Origin of the sequence: Brevibacterium gallinarum, from assembly GCF_014836885.1 — a bacterium.
In the GTDB taxonomy this organism is placed as follows: Bacteria; Actinomycetota; Actinomycetes; order Actinomycetales; family Brevibacteriaceae; genus Brevibacterium; species Brevibacterium gallinarum.
Genome location: NZ_JACSPY010000008.1, coordinates 66,208 through 83,902, shown reverse-complemented (window position 1 = coordinate 83,902; position 17,695 = coordinate 66,208). Strand labels below are relative to the sequence as shown.

Sequence of the window (17,695 nt, the reverse complement as noted above, 5' to 3'; positions counted from 1 at the left end):
GGGCAGAGCGCAGCCGCGCTCTGCCCCTGTCGCTGTGTGCACGACCGTGGCTGGGGATCAGTCGCTCAGGCGTTCGCGCAGCCCGGCGATGAGGCTCTCCAATGCGTGTGTGCGGGCGACGCCGCCGCGGGTGATGACCCGGATCTGCCGCGGCTGCACTGCCGGGTCATCGATCGGCAGGTGCGCGAACCCATGATCGTCGCTGCTGCGCGGCAGCAGGCGTTGGGCGAACACCGCCACACAGTCGGTGCCGCGCACCACCGTGCGGATCGTCGCCGGGCAGGCGCATTCGACCAGCGGCGTCAGCGGCCGGCCGAGGCTGGCGAAGGCACGGTCGAGCATGAGCCGGGCGGTATTGCCCTGCCGCTCCACCGCGATCGGGTAGTCGGCGAGATCGGCGAACGACACCGCGGCCGCCGCAGCGAGCGGATGGCTCTCATCGACGAGGGCGACGTTGGCCGTCGGTGCGGCGAACTCCTCGCGCAGCCCGCGCGCTGATCCTGCTGCGAAGGTGAGGCCGAGGTCGGCCTCGTCGCCGGCGACAGCGCTGAGGACGTCATCGGAGCTGCGCATCTCGATCGCGACCCCGACGGGGATGCTCCCGGCATCAGCGCCGAGCTGAGCGCGCACGACCGGAGCGAGCACGAACTGCGCCAGCCCGATCGTCGCTGCGACCCGCACCGGCTTGATGCCCGAGGCCTCGGCATGCAGTGAGGCGGTCATCGTCGCCGCTTCGGAGAGTATCCTCTGCGCATACGGCAGCAGCGTGTCGGCCCGCCTGGTCGGCTCGAGACCAGCCGGCGAGCGCGTGAAGAGCTCAACGCCGAGCTCGTCTTCGAAACCCCGCAGCCGCCGGCTCACCGTCGACGCAGACGCGAACAGGCGCCTGGCCGTCTGATGGATCGACCCCGTCTCATACAGCGACAGAAACAGTTCGAGATCCTCCGAATGCACACCTCTCACCCCACTCCCCCAACGCGTATTGCACACAACGCAATACCTCCTGCAGACCTTAGCACCGGCTCTGAGACGCACGCTGCACAGAATCATTGCGAAGCATGTCACGATGAGTTGCATTCACCAGCACACCGGCTCCGGAACCGCATTCCGGCCGTGGCCCACCTGTCCCCGAAACCGAAGTGAGGCACAACGACGTGACAGCGACACCGGGACGCGAACAGGCGCCGAGCGCAGCAGCCGACCCGCGTGAGCGGATCCTTGCGCTGCTGCAGCGACGGATCAGTCTGCGCACCGAGAGCCAGGCACCGCACTGCCGGCAGGCGAACGACGCCTATCTGCGCGACATCGCCAGCCAGCTCCAGCCACTCGGCTTCACCACCGAGACCTGCGCCAACCCCGCCTCGGCCGATCACCCGCTGCTCATCGCCACGCGCCGGGAATCCGCCGCCAGCCCGACTGTGCTGCTCTACGGCCACGGGGATGTGCAGTTCGCACACAGCGAGCAGTGGGCCGCCGGCCTCAACCCGTGGCAGCTCACCGTCGTCGGCGAGCGGGTCTACGGTCGTGGAACAGCTGACAACAAGGGCCAGCACACCATCAACTTCGTCGCCCTCGAAGCCGCGCTGGCCAGCCGTGCGGCCGAACAGCAGACGACGCCGGCGGCTGCGCGCCTCGGCTTCAACATCACCGTCCTGATGGAGACCGCCGAGGAGGTCGGCTCGCTCGGCCTCGACGCCTTCGCTAGCACCCATGCCGGGAAGCTGCGCGCCGATCTGTTCCTCGGCTCCGACGGCCCGCGCTTCACCGCCGCAGCTCCGACGATCTTCCTCGGCTCCCGCGGCAGCCTCAACATCCGCCTGACGTGCACGGAGCGCGCTGGCGCCCACCATTCGGGCAATTGGGGCGGGAAGCTCCGCAATCCCGCCACAGTCCTCGCCGCTGCGATCGCCGCTCTCGTCGACGGCAACGGGCGCATCCTCATCGACGCGCTGCGCCCGCCGGCGCTGCCGGAGGCAGTGCGCGAGGCCATCGCGGCACTGCCGGCGGGCGCCGCCTCACCCGGCGATCCTGCGGTTGACACCGACTGGGGTGAGCCCGGCCTGAGCCCCACCGAGCGGGCACTGGGGTTCAACACGCTCGAAGTGCTGACACTCGACGCCGGCACCCCGGCCGCACCTGTCAACGCGATCCCCGGTGAGGCATCAGCGCTGCTCCAGCTGCGCTTCGTCCTCGGCACCGATCCCGAGGCGGTGGTCCCGGCGATCCGCACCGCCCTGACGCGCGCCGGGATCCGCAATGTCGAGGTGCGTGCCGAGGAGGGGATGGCGGCCACCCGCCTGTCGCCCGACCATCCGGCGGTCACCGCTGCAGCCTGTGCCATCACCTCGGCAACGGGCAGGGACCCGGCCGTGCTGCCCAACCTCGGCGGCACGATTCCCAACGCTGTCTTCAGTCAGACGCTCAACCTGCCGACTGTCTGGATCCCTCACTCCTACCCTGCCTGCAACCAGCACGCCCCGGACGAGCACCTGCTGCTGCCGATCCTGGCTGAAGGGTACGAGATCATGCGCACCATCTTCCTCGACATGGGCGAACATCCCGGTCACTGGTTCGCAGCACCTGCCGTACCATCACGCACCACCCAGGAGGCCTGAATGCCGAACCTCAACAGCTCCAGCGGAATCCATCCTCCGCCCCCATCTGCGCATGTCGCTCACCCGCCGCCGTGGAAGATCATCACCGCCGCCTGTGTCGGCAATGCGCTGGAGTGGTACGACATCGCCGTCTACGCCTACTTCAGCGTCTATCTCGCAGCTGCGTTCTTCCCCAGCGACGACCCGTTCGTCTCAATGCTGCTGACGCTGGGGACCTTCGCGCTGTCCTTCTTCATCCGGCCGATCGGCGCGCTCGTCATCGGCAGCTTCGCTGATCGGCACGGGCGCAAACCCGGGCTCACGCTCACCATCCTGCTGATGTTCTTCGGCACGCTCATCATCGTCGTGACCCCGCCGGCGCACGTCATCGGGCTCGCCGCCCCCGTCCTCATCATGATCGCCCGCCTCATCCAGGGCTTCGCGGCAGGAGGCGAGTTCGGCTCGGCCACAGCGCTCATGATGGAGCATCTGCCCGATCGCAAGGCGTTCGCCGCCAGCTGGCAGTTCGCCAGCCAGGCCGCCTCGAGCCTCATCGCCGGGCTCATCGGCATCTCGCTGACGACCTGGATGCCGGCTGAGGCGCTCGACAGCTGGGGCTTCCGGATCCCGTTCATCGTCGGTCTGCTCGTCGGTCCGGTCGGGCTCTACATCCGCCGCCATGTTCCGGAATCCCCTGAGTTCGACAAGGCCACGGCACCGGAGTCCGGTCTCATCGCGATCCGCGAGGTGCTCGGCGCTCAGAAGATCCGCCTGCTCGTCGCGATGGGCACCCTGGCGGTCTCGACAGCGCTGACGTACTTCATCAGCTATGTCCCGACCTACGCAGTCGACAACCTCGGCCTGGCGGCCAACAGCGGCTTCATCGCCGCGACCGCCGGTGGTGTGGTGCTGTTCCTCGGCGCGCCGATCGCCGGCCTGCTGGCCGACCGCTTCGGCCGGCTGCCGATCATGCTGCCGGCTGCCGTGCTCGTGTTCGGATCTGTGTTCTTCCTGTTCAGAGCCGTAGAGGCGTCACCGCAGCTGTCGCTGCTGGTGGTGCTCGTCGTCGTGCTCAGCCTGCTCAAGGCGTTCTACTACGGGCCGATGGCCTCGGTGCTGGCCGATACGTTCCCGGCCAGAAACCGCGGCACCGGGCTGTCACTGGGCTACAACCTCGGTGTGGCGATCTTCGGCGGCCTCACTCCGACGGTGGCGCTGTGGCTGACGAAGTCGACCGGCCACGCGCATGCACCCTCATACTGGGTGATGCTCGTTGCGGCGCTGAGCACGATTGCCCTGATCGCTGCGAACCGGCTGTACCGGATCCGCTGAGACCTACGCTGACGGCCGCCGTGCAGCCGGCCTTGCCTGCACGGCGGCCCCGGTCGTTCCCGGCGAGCTGGGCTCAGGGGTTGCGCATGAGCTGGGCTGTGAGATGCCGTGTCATCTCACAGCCGACGGCGGCCATCGAGAAGTTCACCGTCAGGTCGTTGCCGGCGAACACGAAGCGCCGCTTGGTCATCTCGACGTTCTTGGCCGTCGAGGTGTTGAGCACCCGGCCGGTGAGCTGCAGGACGATCCGCTCATCGGTCAGATCGATGTGACCTTCGAGCAGTTCGGTCTGGCCGGTCGGCTGCGCGATGGTGAATTCCGCCCAGTCTCCGACCAGCCGCAGGTACCCGGTCTCCACGTGCATCGGCGTGCCGTCGGGTGACCAGGTGCGCTGGGAGTAGGCGAGGAACGGCTTGCCGACGTCCCGGAACTCCGTCTCCTCCTGGTATTCGAAGTCGTCGATCGTCGGGTATTCGCCGAAGCCGCTGCCGCTCCAGGTACCGGCGATCCGTTCGAAGGCGGGGTGTGAGGTCATAGCTGAATCGTATCTGCGGCCCCATCCGGCCGGTAGGCCGAGGTGGCGCGAGCCCTGGCCGGTGTTTCCGGTCCAGGCAGATGATGCCGGTGGATTCGAACCGCTCGGTGGGAAGCAATCGGGCTGTGAAACAGTTGTACATGACAGCTGCTGTGTGTCATCTCGGCAGCTCCGTCCCCAGCAGTGCATGAGCACCGCTTCGATCGCTAGGAGTGATTCCGTGAGCACCCCGCAGACCCCGCTCAGCCGCAACGAGCAGATGTGGGTCACCGAACGCGTCAACGCCCCCGGCTGGGGTGTGTTCTACGGTCTCGTCGCGATCGTCTTCGGCATCGTGCTGGCGATCTCGTCCTGGATGGCCAACATCAGCCAGGCTGCGCTCATCATCTGCCTCATCGCCTGCGCCCTCATCATCGGCCTCGGCGTGTGGATCACCCTGCGCGCTGCCACCCGGATCACGCCGCTGCAGCGGCTGCGCAAGGGACGCGAACCCGATCACGTCGATGACGTCGAGATCGTCACGATCTCCGATCTGCGCGGCATGGTGCTGCGCTACGCCAACGGCGGCGAAGTCACCCTGCGCGGACCGGCCCCGACTCCTGCTGAGGGCAAGGACACGGTGCCGGTCAGCCTCGGCGAGACGGTGAAGCTGAGCTCGTGGGTGCCGGCGAACAAGTCGGCACCGATGATCGGACGCATCGACTTCAGCGACGGCGCCCGGGCGATCGGCGAGCTCGAAGAACCGCTCTGAGGAAGCGCCTCAGCTGCGCTCGACGACGACGGCGGTCGCGATCGCCGCGACCCCCTCGCCGCGGCCGGTGAGGCCGAGCCCATCGGTCGTCGTGCCGGAGACCGCGACCGGCGCCCCGGCGGCAGCCGAGAGCACCTGCTGAGCCTCGTCCCGGCGCGTGCCGATCTTGGGCCGGTTGCAGATCGCCTGCACGGCGATGCTGCCGATCTCGAACCCGGCCGCGCGCACGAGCCGGGCGGCCTCCGTCAGGAGCTCCGCTCCCGAGGCGCCGGCGAGTTCCGGCCGGTCGACACCGAAGTGCGCGCCCAAGTCCCCGATCCCAGCGGCCGTGAAGAGCGCATCGCAGCAGGCGTGGGCGACAGCATCGGAATCCGAGTGGCCCTCAAGCCCGACCTCGCCTGCCCACAGGAGCCCGGCCAGCCACATCGGCCGGTCGGGGTCCTTCGAGAAGGCATGGACGTCGGTGCCGATGCCCACCCGCGGCAGGATCATGGCAGGGGTGTCCTCAGTCATCAGCTCTGCCCTCCAGCAGTCGCGTCTTCCAGCAGCAGTTCGGCGATGCGCATATCGAGCGGGTGGGTGATCTTCAGCGCCCGCTCATCACCGGCAACCGCCCGCACCTCGTGGCCGAGGCGCTCGGCGAGCATCGCGTCATCCGTGGCAGTGATCGGGTCGCGGGCCTGCAGAGCGTGGGCCTCTTCGAGCACCTCGACGGCGAAGCCCTGCGGTGTCTGCACTCGTCTGAGCTGCTCGCGGTCGATGTCGCCGATAACGCGTTCGTCTCCGGCGGCCGCGCATGGGCTGCGCAGCGTCTCGACGCGTTTGATCGTATCGGTCACCGGCAGCACCGGCACGACTGCCTGGGCACCGGCGCCCAGGGCATCGGTGACGCGGGTGAACACCTCGGGAGGTGTCAGGCAGCGGGCGGCGTCGTGGACGAGCACGGCTTCGATGCCAGGATCGGAGCGCTGGGCGGCTGCCAGGGCTGCACGCACGCTGGCGACGCGATCAGCGCCGCCGGCCACCACCTCGGCGGCGGTGCCGAGGGTGTCCCGTGCGGCAGAGAGGAACGCCTCGGGAACGGCGACCACGATGTGATCGGCGACTCCCGAGGCGTGTGCACCGCGAACGCAGTGCTCAAGCAGGGTCGTTCCGGCCAGTTCGGCAAATGCCTTCGGAATGCCGGCTCCCAGGCGGGTGCCCGAGCCGGCGGCCGGGATGACGATGCAGGTTCTTATGATGCGAGGACCTCGTCGAGCAGGGCCTCGGCTTCTTCCTCTTCCTTCTTCTCAGCCAGGGCGAGCTCGGAGACGAGCACCTGGCGGGCCTTGGCGAGCATGCGCTTCTCGCCGGTGGAGAGCCCACGGTCCTGCTCGCGACGCCACAGATCGCGGACGACTTCAGCCACTTTGATGACGTCGCCGGACTGGAACTTCTCGAGATTTGCCTTGTAGCGGCGGGACCAGTTGGAGGGCTCTTCTGAAATGTCAGCCCGCAGCACCTGGAAAACCTTCTCCAGTCCCTCTTCGCCGACCACATCGCGCACGCCGACGAGATCGCAGTTCTCGGCTGGCACTTCGATGGTCAGATCGCCGTGGGATACCTGAAGCTTCAGATAGAGCTTGTCTTCGCCTTTGATCGCCCGGGTCTTGATCTCCTGGACTGTGGCTGCCCCGTGGTGCGGATAAACAACTGTGTCGCCGACCTGAAAACTCATGTTCTTCATTTTCCCCTTTCGCGGACTTCCAGTTTACCACGAACACGCGGCTTCAGACGGTGTGCCGGGGGCTGAATCGTGCTAGGGTGCACCCCTTGCGCGCGCGGGTCACACGCGCTACGCGGGCGCGCGTTGGACTTCCGGGGCACGCGACCACCTCGGGCACGGGGCTGGGGATGGGGATGCGGTCAGCGGGTGAGTTCTACGTGCGGTCAAAAAGCGGGTAGGATATCCAGTGATTCTGTCATTTCACTCCGTCGTCACTCCAAGGAGCTTGAACGTGAAACGGTCCACCCGTGCGGCTCTCGCGGCCGCTGCCGTCGCCCTCGTGATCCCTGCCAGCGGCTGTGCCAGCCTGCTGTCGGCGCAGCAGACCGCGGAGTATCAGTACAACGGCGGCGACGGAGCCTGGAACGTCGAGAACGAGCAGGTCAAGGTCCGCGGACTGCTCCTCATCGCCAATGACGACGATGTCGCGCAAGTGTTCTTCACTGTCGTCAACAACTCCGATGAGGACGCCGACGTCCAGATCTCCGTCGGCTCCGCCACCGCTTCGGAGACCGTACCGGCCGGCGGCCGCTGGGTGCAGAACCCGGAGAACGCCGCCGCTGAGTCCGAACCGCTGCTGACCGAGAACTACGGCGGCAAGCCCGGCGACAAGGTCGATGTCGAGGTGACGATCAACGGCGAGACCGAGATCGTGCGCACCCAGGTGCTCAACGGCGCCCACCCTGACTACCAGGATCTCGAGCCCACCGGCGCTCCCGGTGACGATTCCGCCACCGGCGTCGTCGAGACCCCCGGGCCAGAGGAGTCGCCGACCGCGACCCCCTGATCCGCTCAGACATAGAAGGGGAGGCAGAGCAGATGCTCTGCCTCCCCTTCTTTCGTGCGCTCACCGCCGGGTATTACTCTCGATCGTTTCGCGGATATGAGCCCCAGTGATCACGATCTGGCTCCCACCCGATCGGCGGCTCAGGCGAGGGATTGTCAATGCCTCGGCGCAAGTTCCAGAGTTTCCATGCCTCAACCAGAAGCTCGACTGGAACCGACCATGTATCGATGAAGTCGAATTGATGGTCTATGCCGTACGGCGTGTTCCAAGTCCATGATCGGGCGTGTGCTACTCCCGAAGCACGGTTCCAAAGCTCGAAGACTCTGGTGACTGACTGATCGGGATCTCCAGGCAGCTGAGGAGCGACGACCCGAAACATATCCGACTCATTTACGGAGGTCCGTTCTTTAAGCCCCTCACGTACTAGTATTCGACCCGCGCTTTCCGCGAGCTCCGACGTATGTTTGTCCAGTGAGTCTAGTAGGCCCGGAACCATTGCTGTCCGGTCACTCCATGCATCGAGCATCCGGCGCGCGTCTTTTACTTCGTTATTCGCAAGCTTCGCGGCCCGAGATATTCTCTCTCTCGCGGAATCGGGCTGCAGAACAAAAATCGCTCTTGCGGCGCCAAGCAGGGTTGCGCGCGCCAAGCTCGCCTGTGGGCGATCGAGAATTCCTCCACCCGTCACAAAGCGGAGGTGCTCCGCTATTCCAGCGTGCTCACCTGCGCTGGCAATAGACCTCCACGCAAGATACGCAGGGTTGAGGTGCTGTTCTGATTCGCCGAATTTCCGCATGTGAGTAGCGATTGCACTGTTCGCATCCCGCTCCACTGAGGCTGGATTCTCGACCAGGCGTCCGAGGTACGCCATGGTAATTCCATACCCCTCGTCGAGACTATTGATATCCTGCTGCAGCTCGCTCTCGGCCATTGGCTCCTCTATTCAGACCGCGTGCTCATCATTAAGAGCTTCGCGTCCAGATTTCTCGCTATCGGCGGGCTCAGCCTTCGAACTTGTAGCCGAGTCCGCGGACGGTGACGAGCAGCTGCGGGCTGGACGGTTCGACTTCGACCTTGGCGCGCAGACGCTTGATGTGCACGTCGAGGGTCTTGGTGTCGCCGACGTAGTCCTGGCCCCAGATCCGGTCGATGAGCTGGCCGCGGGTCATGACGCGGCCGGCATTGCGCACGAGCATCTCGAGGAGTTCGAACTCCTTCAGCGGCAGGGACAGCTCCTCACCGCGGACGCTGGCGACATGCCGGTCGACGTCGATGCGCACCCCGCCGGCTTCGATGACGGAGTCCATCAGGTCATCGGGTTCGGCGTTGCGGCGCAGCACGGCGCGCACGCGGGCGAGCAGCTCGCGAGACGAGTACGGCTTGGTGACATAGTCATCAGCGCCGAGCTCAAGGCCGACGACCTTGTCGATCTCGGAGTCCTTGGCCGTGAGCATGATGATCGGCACGTTCGACTTCGCGCGCAGCTGGCGGCACACCTCGGTCCCCGAGGCGCCGGGCAACATGAGGTCGAGCAGCACGAGGTCGGCGCCCACCCGGTCGAATTCGGCGATGGCCTCCAGGCCGTCGGCGGCAACGGTGACATCAAACCCTTCCTTGCCGAGCAGGTACGACAGGGGGTCGGAGAATGACTCTTCGTCTTCGACGAGCAGAATGCGGGTCACGTCGTCTGTTTCCTTTGTTCTTCAGTTGTCTCACGGTCGGCCGTGCCGTCCACGGCGCGTCCGTCTTCTTCCTTCGCTGGCGCCGGGCCCGGGCGGGCTTCCGGTTCGCCGGCGATGAGGATGCCGGATTCGGCAGCCTCGGCGATCACCGGATGCTCTTCGGTGTGAGCCAACGGTAGCACCACGGTGAAGGTCGAGCCCTGCTTGGGCTTCGACCATACGCGCACCTCGCCGCCGTGGGTGGCGACGATGTGCTTGACGATCGACAGTCCCAAGCCGGTCCCTCCGGTCGCCCGGGAACGTGCCGGGTCGACGCGGTAGAAGCGTTCGAAGACCCGTTCGGTCTCCTCGCCGGTCATGCCGATGCCCTGGTCGCTGACGGCGATGAACACCCGCTCGTCGCTGACCCTCACCCCGATGCCGACCTGGGTGCCGGCATTGGAGTAGTTCACGGCATTGTCGACGAGGTTGCGGATCGCATTGGACAGCAGGTCCGGATTGCCCTCGACACACCAGTCTGCGGGGCAGTCGACGGTGAGCGAGATGTTCTTGGCATCAGCAGCGGTGACCGCACGGTCGACGGCATCGTCGATGATGTCAGCAACCGGGTTGATCTCACCTGAGGGTGCCTCGTGGTCCTGGACGGCTGAGAGGTCGATGATCTCCTGGACGAGCTGGGACAGCCGGTGGGATTCGCGCTGCATCCGCCCACCGAAGCGCTCGACGGCCTCGGGGTCGTCGGAGAAGTCGGTGACCGCCTCGGCTAAGAGCGCGATCGCCCCGATGGGGGTCTTGAGCTCATGGGAGACGTTGGCGACGAAATCGCGGCGGACGGCCTCCAGCCGGTGGGCGTCGGTCTGGTCGTCACACAGCACGAGGACGAATGCGGCGCCGAGCGGGGCGACGCGGGCGTGGAGGTGACGCAGCGCCTGGCGGGAGCGGCCACGCTGGGTTTCGAAGTTCGTCTCCTCGATGAGCCCGCGGGTGCGGACCCGGTCGATGACTGCGGCCAGTTCAGAGGCGACGATGCGGTGGCCGCGCACGAGCCCGAAGGTGTAGGCCGCCGGTGAGGCCTTGATGACGTCGTTGCCGGCGTCGACGACGATCGCGGCACTCGGCAGCACGGCGAGCACCTCGGCGATGCCGTCGGGAAGCTCGTTGTTCGAATGCAGATCGGCTGAATCGCGCGTGCGATCGGAGAACCGGAACGCCAGGATGGCGACGATGCCGATCGCCAGGCCCACGAGGCCTGTCACTGCAGCTATGAACAACGGATCTTCCACACACACCAGCATACGGGTCTGCTGATGAGACGCCTGTCCGATATAATGACGGCGGTTCTGACATTAGCGAACTGTTCACCCAGCCGTCAGCATGGATTCACTGCTGACTGGGAAGGTGAGAACGATTCACGGCCCCGTGGCCGCAGCCGTGCATGCGCTGCAGCCAGGGGTCTGACGCTTCAATCTGAAAGGAAGCATTCCGAATGCGCGAGGTCTTCAAGGCCGAGCTCGAGAACATCGCCGACGAGCTCGTCGAAATGGCAGCCAAGGTGAGCGAGGCGATGCGCTCAGCGACTGAAGCTCTTGAGAACAACGACCTGGAGCTGGCGGAGAAGGTCATCGACGCCGATACCGAGATCGACAATATGACTGCCGATCTCGACCAGCGCTCTGCTGAGCTGCTGGCGCTGCAGGCACCGGTTGCCGCTGACCTGCGTGTTGTCATCTCCGCACTCAAGATGAGCGTGGCCCTCGAGCGGATGGGCGACCTTGCCCGTCACATCGCCTCGCTGGTGCGCATCCGCCACCCGCAGCCGGCGTTGCCGGAGGGATTCCGGGACGTGTTCCTGCGCATGGGCGAGGCCGCGATCCGGATCGGTGAGGAGATGGAGCAGCTGCTCGACAACCCGGGCCTGCGCGGTGTGCCGCTCATCAACGCCATCGACGAGGAGCTCGACCAGCTGCACCTGCGGGTCTTCGCGCTCATCGCCGAGTCCGACCACGGCGTGCTCTCGCCTGCCCAGATCGCCGACATCACCCTGCTCTCACGCTACTTCGAGCGCTTCGGCGATCAGGCTGTCAACGTCTCCCAGCGGGTCGAGTACCTGCTCACCGGCAGCTGGGTCCCGGATCTGTCCGCCAAGGACTGAGGCTGCCGGCTGAGCTGCGGCTCAGCTGCCCTCCGGTTCGCCACTTCCGTCAGGGCCGCACTCGATCTGAGTGCGGCCCTGACGCTTCTGTGTGCGCCGGCGGCCGAGGATCCCGGTCGTCACGGCCACCCCGAGCAGCAGCAGGCAGCCGCCTGCCACCTCGGCGACGGTGGGCACATCGCCCTTGACCACCCATGCGGAGGTGACTCCGACGACGGGGACGAGGAGGGTGAACGGGGCGACCTCGGCGGCTGCGTAGCGGCCGAGCAGCGTGTTCCAGGCGACGTAGCCGATGAGTGAGGCACACACCGCGGTGTAAGCCGTCGAGGCGACGACACCCCAAGTGGGGTTCGCCAGCGCGGTGCCGACGGCGGCCGGGCCGTCGATGACGAGGGAGAGGACGAACAGCGGAATCGGCACCACGGTCGCCGACCAGATCGTCAGACTCACCCCGCCGACCCCGGCACCGCGGGCGGCGACGTTGCCGATGCCCCACGACAGTGCCGCGCCGAGCACGACGACCACTGCGATGGCCGGTACGCCTGCGGTGCGCCCGGCGATGATGACCGCGAGTCCGGCGACACCGATGAGGATGCCGATGACAGTGCGTGCCCTGGGCCATTCGCGCAGCACGATGACGGCGACGACGGTGGTGAACACCGCCTGCATCTGCAGAAGGATCGAGGCCAGGCCCGGCGGCAGGCCCAGGGACATGGCGATGTAGAGCAGCCCGAACTGGCCGGCGGACATGAACAGGCCCACAAGCAGCACCCGGGCGAAGCGGCCGCGCGGGAACGGGACGAAGAAGACAGCCGGGAAGACGACGACGAGGAAGCGTGCGACGACGAGCAGCAGCGGCGGCCAGTCCTGTACGCCGAGGTCGATGAAGAGGAAGTTGATGCCCCACAGCACGACGACGCCGAGGGCGATGAACACATCGCGGACGCTCATGCCCTGAGGCTACACCCGCGTGGTGGGACGCGAAGACGCCATCTCACCTGCGGTTGTGTGCCCGAGGTGAGATGGCGTCAGTGCTGCTGGTGCGCTTCAGCGTCCTTGGTTGGCGACCTGGCCGATCGCCGCTTCTGCGGCTGCGGCGTCGAGGTAGGTGCCGCCGGGGTTGAGCGGCGCGAAGCTCTCGTCGAGTTCGTAGTGCAGCGGGATGCCGGTGGGGATGTTGAGGCTGGGGATGTCAGCGTCGGAGATCCCGTCGAGGTGCTTGACGAGGGCACGCAGCGAGTTGCCGTGGGCGGTGACGAGCACGGTGCGGCCGAGCTGCAGGTCCGGCACGATCGAGTCGTACCAGTACGGCAGCATGCGCACGATGACATCGGCGAGGCATTCGGTGCGCGGGATCGCATCCCCGAGGTTGGCATAGCGCGGGTCGCCGGCCTGGGACCATTCGGAGGAGTCGTCGAGGACCGGCGGCGGGGTGTCGAAGGACCGGCGCCAGGTCATGAACTGCTCCTCGCCGAACTCGTCGCGGATCTCCTTCTTGTTCTTGCCCTGCAGCGCGCCGTAGTGGCGCTCGTTGAGCCGCCAGGAGCGCTTGACGTCGATCCAGGCGCGGTCGGCGTGCTCGAGCGCGATGTCGGCAGTGATGATCGCGCGCTTGAGCCGGGAGGTGTGCAGCACCTCGGGCAGCAGGTTCTTCTCTGCCAGCAGCTCGCCGGCGCGGGCGGCCTCGGTGCGGCCCTGTTCGGTCAGCGGCACGTCGACCCAGCCGGTGAAGAGGTTCTTCTGGTTCCATTCGCTCTGCCCGTGGCGCAGCAGCACAAGGTTGTACGTCATATCTCCATTGTGGCACAGCGCCACCGCGTGGATCGGCGGCAGGTCAGGCAGCCCAGCGGCCGGCGGCGGCCTGTGTCACGACGCGTCACATCGGCTCGTCTCTGATATCGAAGCTGTTCTTCTTGCCAGTGTCGACGATGGTGACTCCTGGCATACGCTCGACGACAGATTCCAGAGAAGTTGTCTCGTGCGGCTTCTCCGTCCAAGCCCCTGCATCGCCGAAGACTGCAACAGCTCGACCCTTGGCTGGTGAGAACCGCGGTTGATACCAGATTGCGGTGAATCCGTGACTGGCGAAGGCTGCGGCCCAGCTCTGACAGATCGAATAATCTGACGTCGCGCTCAGCTCATTCGAGACCCCGAAGGCGAAAGCTCCGTCCGCCGTCAGTTTTGCGGCGGTCAGATCGCTCGGCATCAGAACTGTCGAGACTACGCGGTCCTTGAGAAGCTGGCGGTTGACGAACCCAGTGGAGATGAACTCTGGACCGATCACCTCACGTGCAGCTCCCTCGGCACGGTTGGCCACGTAGCAAGTCCCCATCGGCTCTTCCAGATCGAACCTGCCGGAGCCTGCGGATGCGAAGAACCACGGTTCTCGTTCGGCACGATGCGCTCGCTTCCACTGCGTACCCGCAAGGATGGCGCGCGACGGAAAATGCTGAAGATCCAGTTCGGCGGCCGGGGGCTTCTGGCTTGGCTGGTTTCGCTCGACCATGGCCTCAGGCCGCCCACCGTGCGGAAGCGACGCGTGCCGCGCTGACCACCTCATTGAACGCACCAGAGTCCAGCATTTCGATCGGAGTACGCCGAGCTCCATCAGAAACCTGACGCGTGTTGAGCCACTGCGCGATAGTGAATGGATCGACATGCTCCCCGAAGGCCTTCACTACCGCCATGACGTCCTGGCGCACCTCAGCACCGTCGAACTGGAAGACCGGGAACAGATTCTCTCCCTCGACCTTCAGCACGAGCAGGTCGCCGTTTCTTGCCCTTTTGCTCACAGCCTCTCTCGACACACGCCACAGCGATGTCAGGGCGCGGGTGGAATACACCGGACCGATGATCTTGCTGAACGCCCCTGGCGATTCAGGAACGAAAACTGCCATATTCTCACCGACAGCCCGCGGATCGGAGACATCATCGAACCGCTCATCAGGCATCTGCTGCAGACGGCTCCTCAGACCATCCACAATTGCTTCGCGCTTCTCTTCTGCAGTCGACGAGCTCATCGCAACCTCCCCACGTCAACCGTGTCAACCAATTATAGTATAAGCACCGTCAACCATGTCAACCAGATTGGGGTTCCTCGTCGTGCCACATCGACCCGGTCTGCCCCCTCCCAAGGCCGCCCCAGGCTCTCACACCGTGAGGTATTCGTTGTCCTCGGCCAGCAGGTGCTCGAAGGCGGCGAGGTTGCGGGTCGATTCCCCGCGGCTGACCCGCCACGCCCATTCCTTCTTCATCGAGGTGAGGAACCCGATGATGAGCAGTTCGTTGAAGCTCTCGTCGGCGGCTGAGAGGATCTTGCCGAGGATCTCGTCGATGAGGTCGTCGTCCCAGGCGCGCGGCGGGACCGAGGCGTTGAGGTAGACGTCGCCGAGCTTGTCGGTGGCGAACGCCAGGCCCTTGAGCCGGGAGTTCTTGTGCAGCAGCCAGGCGTGGAACTCGCCGTGGTTCTCATCGGCATGCCGGATGACGAAGGCCTGCAGGTCGATGCTGCGCGGGCTGCACTTGACCGACACGGTCGTCTTGAGCTTCTTCTCCCCCGGCAGGCTGACGACCGCGTGGGTGTCGGCGAGCCGGTCGACTTCTAGCCCGGATTCCTCAGCCCAGGTCACCAGCCGGTCAGCGGCGGCAAGCGGATCGGTCGTGCGCATCTCAAGCTCCTGCCTCAAACGGTCGACACTGCTGGTCTCAGCCTACGCCGTCGCACCCGCACCGGACAGCCCGGCGAGCACAGTGTCGACACAGTGCGCCCAGGTGAACCGGGTCGCCCGGCCGGCGGCTGCGGCAGCCATCTGCTGCCGGGCTGCGTCGTCGCCGAGCAGCCTGGCGATCGCCTGCGCCCAGATCTGCGGGTCATGCGAGTGAAGAAGGACACCGGTCTCGTGCGTGACGATGTGGCACAGCCCGCCGACAGCCGCAGCGATGACCGGCGTGCCGCAGGCGGCGGCCTCGGCGGCGGCGAAGCCGAAGGATTCGCTGCGGCTGGGCACGAGCACCGCGTCGGCGGCCCGGTACCAGTCGGCCAGTCGTTCGGCCGGTTCCGGGGGCAGCACGGTGATCGCCGGTTCGGCTGCAGCAGCCTCGGCCATCGCCCCGGCTGTCTGGGCATCGGTGCCGCTGGCGGCCCCGAGCATGTACAGCCGCGCCTCCGGCAGCTGATCGCGCAGCTGCTGCATCGCAGCGATCGCCACATCGGTGCCCTTGATGTGCTGCATCCGCCCGACGGCCAGCAGCACGGGTTCCGCCCCGAGCCCGAGGCGGTAGCGGGCGGCGTGCCGGTCGCCGGGTGTGTAGACGGTGTGGTCGATGCCGGGCACGGCTGTGATGACGCGTGCCGGTGGGGCACCGAGCAGGTCGATGATGTCGCCGCGTTCGGCTGGGGTGTTGGCGATGACGAGGTCGGCAGCAGCCGCGATGCGCGGCTCGACTGCCAGCCGGTCGGCCGGTTCGCGCTGGCTGCCGGTGTCGCGGTCCTTGACCGCGCCGATCGTGTGGAAGGACACGGCCAACGTCGCGGCCGCGCGGTGAGTCTCGCGCATCCGCAGCACCGCGGCTGCAGAGATCCAGTAGTGCGCCCAGAGGAGCTGGCAGTCAGCCAGCTCCGGCAGCCCGGCCATCGCCGCAGCGATCGCATCGAGATGGGTCAGCAGGTCCTCTTTGGTCCCGGCGGGAGTGTGCAGCCGGTGGATCCGCACCCCGGGCCCGAGGTGGGTGCTGGCGGCCCAGGTGACCGGCGCCTCGGGCGCGGGATCCCGGTGCCCGGCTGCCGCGTCGGATGTGCGGGCGGGGTCGGCGGTGATGATCTCGACCTGATGGCCGCGGGCGGCCAGTTCGGCGGCGGTGGCGCGGACGTAGACATTGAGCCCGCCGGCATCGCCCTGCCCGGGCTGGGCGTCGGGGGCGGTATGCAGGCTGATGAGCGCGATGTTCACGCCGCTGAGGTGCCCTGGTCGTTGAAGAAGCCGGTGAGGATGCGGCGGACTTCTGAGCGGCCCTTCCACAGGATCGAGCCGGCCGGCAGCACGATGAGCTCGGCTGCCGGGAACGCCTCGGCGTACCGCTGGGCCATCTCGACGGGGTGGGCGGGGTCGTCTTCGTGGGTGAGGACGAGGACGTCGCCGGTGAACTCAGCGGCAGCTGCTGGGCAATCGACGGCGAACTCACCGGCTAAGCCGACGCCGTCTGACATGTCGGTGTCGAAGAGCGCGTCGACCTTCTGGCGCACCCAGTCCTGCACGGGTCTGTGGACGGTGAGGTCGTCGGGTTCTGCGGCCAGCAGCGCGTCGTACAGGCCCTCCCGGTCGCCGGCGTTGAGCAGGCCGCGCATGAGCGCCAGGTGTTCGGTGTTGCGTGCGGCGATGTGGTCGGGGAAGCCGTCGAAGGAGGCCGGCAGCACGAAGGCGACCTTCTCCAGACCGGTGGCTGCCGGGTGCCTGCTGGTGATGAGGCGGGCAAGACCGCCGGCGCTCATCGACACGCCGAGGGCGCGGGTGGCCTGCGTGCGCTCGAGTGCGTCGGCGAGCTGATCGGCGATCGTCTGATACGTCCACGGGCGTCCCGGTGAGGGGCGGCCGCCATGGCCGCCGAGGTTGACGAGCGCACGCGTGCCCTCGACGCCGGTGGCGAACGGGCGGGTATCGCGGATCGCGCCGGAGAAGCCGTGACCGAACAGGGTCACCGGGCTGCCGTCGCCGAATGTCGACACGTAACCGGCCTCGGGGCCGGGACGGTTGCGGTCAGGTGTTCCCGCAGTGGTGGTCATCGGCTGCGGAACCGCGGGTCGACCGAGCGCAGGGCCTTGCGCACATCCGCGAAGTACACGGCTGCGGCGACGAAGCCGAGCAGGGAGAGGAAGAACGGGAAGCGCATGCCGCCACCGAGCGGCAGGGCGAGGAATCCGACGACGGCGGCGATGCCGAGCAGCACCGTCCAGAACACCTTCGACTTCTTGTCCGCAGCACGGTAGACCTCGTCCTTGTAGCGCAGCGAATCGAGGAATGCGGCGATCTCGACGACGAAGGCGACGACGACGATCGCCAGGTAGAGAAGGCTCTGGATATTGGCGAGGACCTGCATGCCC

At 66.7% G+C, this 17,695-nt stretch carries 21 protein-coding genes; 5 read left to right on the top strand and 16 right to left on the bottom strand.

Annotated elements, in window-relative coordinates; translation table 11 throughout:
• Window positions 1–57 precede the first annotated feature (57 nt).
• Complete coding sequence (locus H9634_RS09500; RefSeq protein ID WP_191726431.1) at window positions 58–963, bottom strand: LysR family transcriptional regulator; 906 nt, start codon at window positions 961–963, stop codon at window positions 58–60.
• 191 nt (window positions 964–1,154) lie between these two features.
• Between H9634_RS09500 and H9634_RS09495 the strand changes: the two genes are divergently transcribed.
• Window positions 1,155–2,615 carry a M20/M25/M40 family metallo-hydrolase gene (locus H9634_RS09495; protein ID WP_191726430.1) on the top strand — a complete coding sequence of 487 codons (1,461 nt, stop codon included), beginning with the start codon at window positions 1,155–1,157 and terminating at the stop codon, window positions 2,613–2,615.
• Complete coding sequence (locus H9634_RS09490; RefSeq protein ID WP_191726429.1) at window positions 2,616–3,926, top strand: MFS transporter; 1,311 nt, start codon at window positions 2,616–2,618, stop codon at window positions 3,924–3,926.
• Between the two features lie 73 nt (window positions 3,927–3,999).
• Here H9634_RS09490 and H9634_RS09485 read toward each other — a convergent pair whose 3' ends face one another.
• Entirely contained in the window at window positions 4,000–4,461 is a 462-nt protein-coding gene (locus tag H9634_RS09485) for an FABP family protein (protein ID WP_191726428.1), read from the bottom strand.
• A gap of 220 nt (window positions 4,462–4,681) precedes the next feature.
• Here H9634_RS09485 and H9634_RS09480 point away from each other — a divergent pair, with 220 nt between their 5' ends.
• Window positions 4,682–5,212, top strand: a complete 531-nt coding sequence (locus H9634_RS09480) for a TMEM70/TMEM186/TMEM223 family protein (protein ID WP_191726427.1) — start codon at window positions 4,682–4,684, stop codon at window positions 5,210–5,212.
• 9 nt (window positions 5,213–5,221) lie between these two features.
• Here the strand turns inward: H9634_RS09480 and ispF are convergent, their stop codons facing one another.
• The 3 genes from ispF to H9634_RS09465 are packed head-to-tail and all read right to left on the bottom strand — an operon-like array spanning window position 5,222 to window position 6,929.
• A complete protein-coding gene (ispF, locus tag H9634_RS09475) occupies window positions 5,222–5,725 on the bottom strand; it encodes a 2-C-methyl-D-erythritol 2,4-cyclodiphosphate synthase (protein WP_225210786.1) in 504 nt (167 codons plus the stop codon).
• Complete coding sequence (locus H9634_RS09470; protein WP_318245068.1) at window positions 5,725–6,393, bottom strand: IspD/TarI family cytidylyltransferase; 669 nt, start codon at window positions 6,391–6,393, stop codon at window positions 5,725–5,727. The genes ispF and H9634_RS09470 overlap by 1 nt, the downstream gene beginning before the upstream one ends.
• Before the next feature lie 53 nt (window positions 6,394–6,446).
• A complete protein-coding gene (locus H9634_RS09465) occupies window positions 6,447–6,929 on the bottom strand; it encodes a CarD family transcriptional regulator (RefSeq protein ID WP_102162005.1) in 483 nt (160 codons plus the stop codon).
• 280 nt (window positions 6,930–7,209) lie between these two features.
• On the opposite strand from H9634_RS09465, the gene H9634_RS09460 reads away from it, so the two are divergent.
• Window positions 7,210–7,764: a hypothetical protein gene (locus tag H9634_RS09460; RefSeq protein WP_170274477.1), complete on the top strand. Its 555-nt coding sequence runs from the start codon at window positions 7,210–7,212 to the stop codon at window positions 7,762–7,764.
• Window positions 7,765–7,837: 73 nt separating this feature from the next.
• Here H9634_RS09460 and H9634_RS09455 read toward each other — a convergent pair whose 3' ends face one another.
• The 3 genes from H9634_RS09455 to H9634_RS09445 form a co-directional block, all read right to left on the bottom strand.
• Window positions 7,838–8,695 carry a hypothetical protein gene (locus tag H9634_RS09455; RefSeq protein ID WP_191726426.1) on the bottom strand — a complete coding sequence of 286 codons (858 nt, stop codon included), beginning with the start codon at window positions 8,693–8,695 and terminating at the stop codon, window positions 7,838–7,840.
• 70 nt (window positions 8,696–8,765) lie between these two features.
• Window positions 8,766–9,446, bottom strand: a complete 681-nt coding sequence (locus H9634_RS09450) for a winged helix-turn-helix domain-containing protein (protein ID WP_191726425.1) — start codon at window positions 9,444–9,446, stop codon at window positions 8,766–8,768.
• A complete protein-coding gene (locus tag H9634_RS09445) occupies window positions 9,443–10,702 on the bottom strand; it encodes a sensor histidine kinase (RefSeq protein WP_318245061.1) in 1,260 nt (419 codons plus the stop codon). The genes H9634_RS09450 and H9634_RS09445 overlap by 4 nt, the downstream gene beginning before the upstream one ends.
• A gap of 230 nt (window positions 10,703–10,932) precedes the next feature.
• Between H9634_RS09445 and phoU the strand changes: the two genes are divergently transcribed.
• Window positions 10,933–11,598, top strand: a complete 666-nt coding sequence (gene phoU, locus H9634_RS09440) for a phosphate signaling complex protein PhoU (protein ID WP_191726423.1) — start codon at window positions 10,933–10,935, stop codon at window positions 11,596–11,598.
• 21 nt (window positions 11,599–11,619) lie between these two features.
• Here the strand turns inward: phoU and H9634_RS09435 are convergent, their stop codons facing one another.
• From H9634_RS09435 to H9634_RS09400, 8 genes are all read right to left on the bottom strand, one after another.
• Window positions 11,620–12,549, bottom strand: coding sequence for an EamA family transporter (locus H9634_RS09435; RefSeq protein WP_191726422.1), 930 nt, complete (start codon window positions 12,547–12,549; stop codon window positions 11,620–11,622).
• A 96-nt stretch (window positions 12,550–12,645) separates the two neighbouring features.
• Window positions 12,646–13,389, bottom strand: coding sequence for a phosphoglyceromutase (locus tag H9634_RS09430; protein ID WP_175293849.1), 744 nt, complete (start codon window positions 13,387–13,389; stop codon window positions 12,646–12,648).
• Window positions 13,390–13,474: 85 nt separating this feature from the next.
• A complete protein-coding gene (locus H9634_RS09425) occupies window positions 13,475–14,104 on the bottom strand; it encodes an RES family NAD+ phosphorylase (protein WP_191726421.1) in 630 nt (209 codons plus the stop codon).
• 4 nt (window positions 14,105–14,108) lie between these two features.
• Window positions 14,109–14,618 carry a hypothetical protein gene (locus H9634_RS09420; RefSeq protein ID WP_175293847.1) on the bottom strand — a complete coding sequence of 170 codons (510 nt, stop codon included), beginning with the start codon at window positions 14,616–14,618 and terminating at the stop codon, window positions 14,109–14,111.
• Between the two features lie 129 nt (window positions 14,619–14,747).
• A complete protein-coding gene (locus H9634_RS09415; RefSeq protein WP_175293846.1) occupies window positions 14,748–15,266 on the bottom strand; it encodes a YbjN domain-containing protein in 519 nt (172 codons plus the stop codon).
• 42 nt (window positions 15,267–15,308) lie between these two features.
• Window positions 15,309–16,547, bottom strand: a complete 1,239-nt coding sequence (locus H9634_RS09410; RefSeq protein WP_191726420.1) for a glycosyltransferase — start codon at window positions 16,545–16,547, stop codon at window positions 15,309–15,311.
• A complete protein-coding gene (locus H9634_RS09405) occupies window positions 16,544–17,377 on the bottom strand; it encodes an alpha/beta fold hydrolase (RefSeq protein WP_191726419.1) in 834 nt (277 codons plus the stop codon). Before H9634_RS09405 ends, H9634_RS09410 begins: the two co-directional genes overlap by 4 nt.
• Window positions 17,374–17,691, bottom strand: a complete 318-nt coding sequence (locus tag H9634_RS09400; protein ID WP_191726418.1) for a DUF2516 family protein — start codon at window positions 17,689–17,691, stop codon at window positions 17,374–17,376. The genes H9634_RS09405 and H9634_RS09400 overlap by 4 nt, the downstream gene beginning before the upstream one ends.
• Between the last annotated feature and the right edge of the window lie 4 nt (window positions 17,692–17,695).

What these genes read in the sequence shown, in the direction of transcription:
- H9634_RS09490 (WP_191726429.1), top strand. Translation starts at nt 2,616, where the DNA reads ATGCCGAACCTCAACAGCTCCAGCGGAATCCATCCTCCGCCCCCATCT.
- H9634_RS09485 (WP_191726428.1), bottom strand. Translation starts at nt 4,461, where the DNA reads ATGACCTCACACCCCGCCTTCGAACGGATCGCCGGTACCTGGAGCGGC.
- ispF (WP_225210786.1), bottom strand. Translation starts at nt 5,725, where the DNA reads ATGACTGAGGACACCCCTGCCATGATCCTGCCGCGGGTGGGCATCGGC.
- H9634_RS09465 (WP_102162005.1), bottom strand. Translation starts at nt 6,929, where the DNA reads ATGAGTTTTCAGGTCGGCGACACAGTTGTTTATCCGCACCACGGGGCA.
- H9634_RS09455 (WP_191726426.1), bottom strand. Translation starts at nt 8,695, where the DNA reads ATGGCCGAGAGCGAGCTGCAGCAGGATATCAATAGTCTCGACGAGGGG.
- phoU (WP_191726423.1), top strand. Translation starts at nt 10,933, where the DNA reads ATGCGCGAGGTCTTCAAGGCCGAGCTCGAGAACATCGCCGACGAGCTC.
- H9634_RS09435 (WP_191726422.1), bottom strand. Translation starts at nt 12,549, where the DNA reads ATGAGCGTCCGCGATGTGTTCATCGCCCTCGGCGTCGTCGTGCTGTGG.
- H9634_RS09430 (WP_175293849.1), bottom strand. Translation starts at nt 13,389, where the DNA reads ATGACGTACAACCTTGTGCTGCTGCGCCACGGGCAGAGCGAATGGAAC.
- H9634_RS09425 (WP_191726421.1), bottom strand. Translation starts at nt 14,104, where the DNA reads ATGGTCGAGCGAAACCAGCCAAGCCAGAAGCCCCCGGCCGCCGAACTG.
- H9634_RS09420 (WP_175293847.1), bottom strand. Translation starts at nt 14,618, where the DNA reads ATGAGCTCGTCGACTGCAGAAGAGAAGCGCGAAGCAATTGTGGATGGT.
- H9634_RS09415 (WP_175293846.1), bottom strand. Translation starts at nt 15,266, where the DNA reads ATGCGCACGACCGATCCGCTTGCCGCCGCTGACCGGCTGGTGACCTGG.
- H9634_RS09405 (WP_191726419.1), bottom strand. Translation starts at nt 17,377, where the DNA reads ATGACCACCACTGCGGGAACACCTGACCGCAACCGTCCCGGCCCCGAG.
- H9634_RS09400 (WP_191726418.1), bottom strand. Translation starts at nt 17,691, where the DNA reads ATGCAGGTCCTCGCCAATATCCAGAGCCTTCTCTACCTGGCGATCGTC.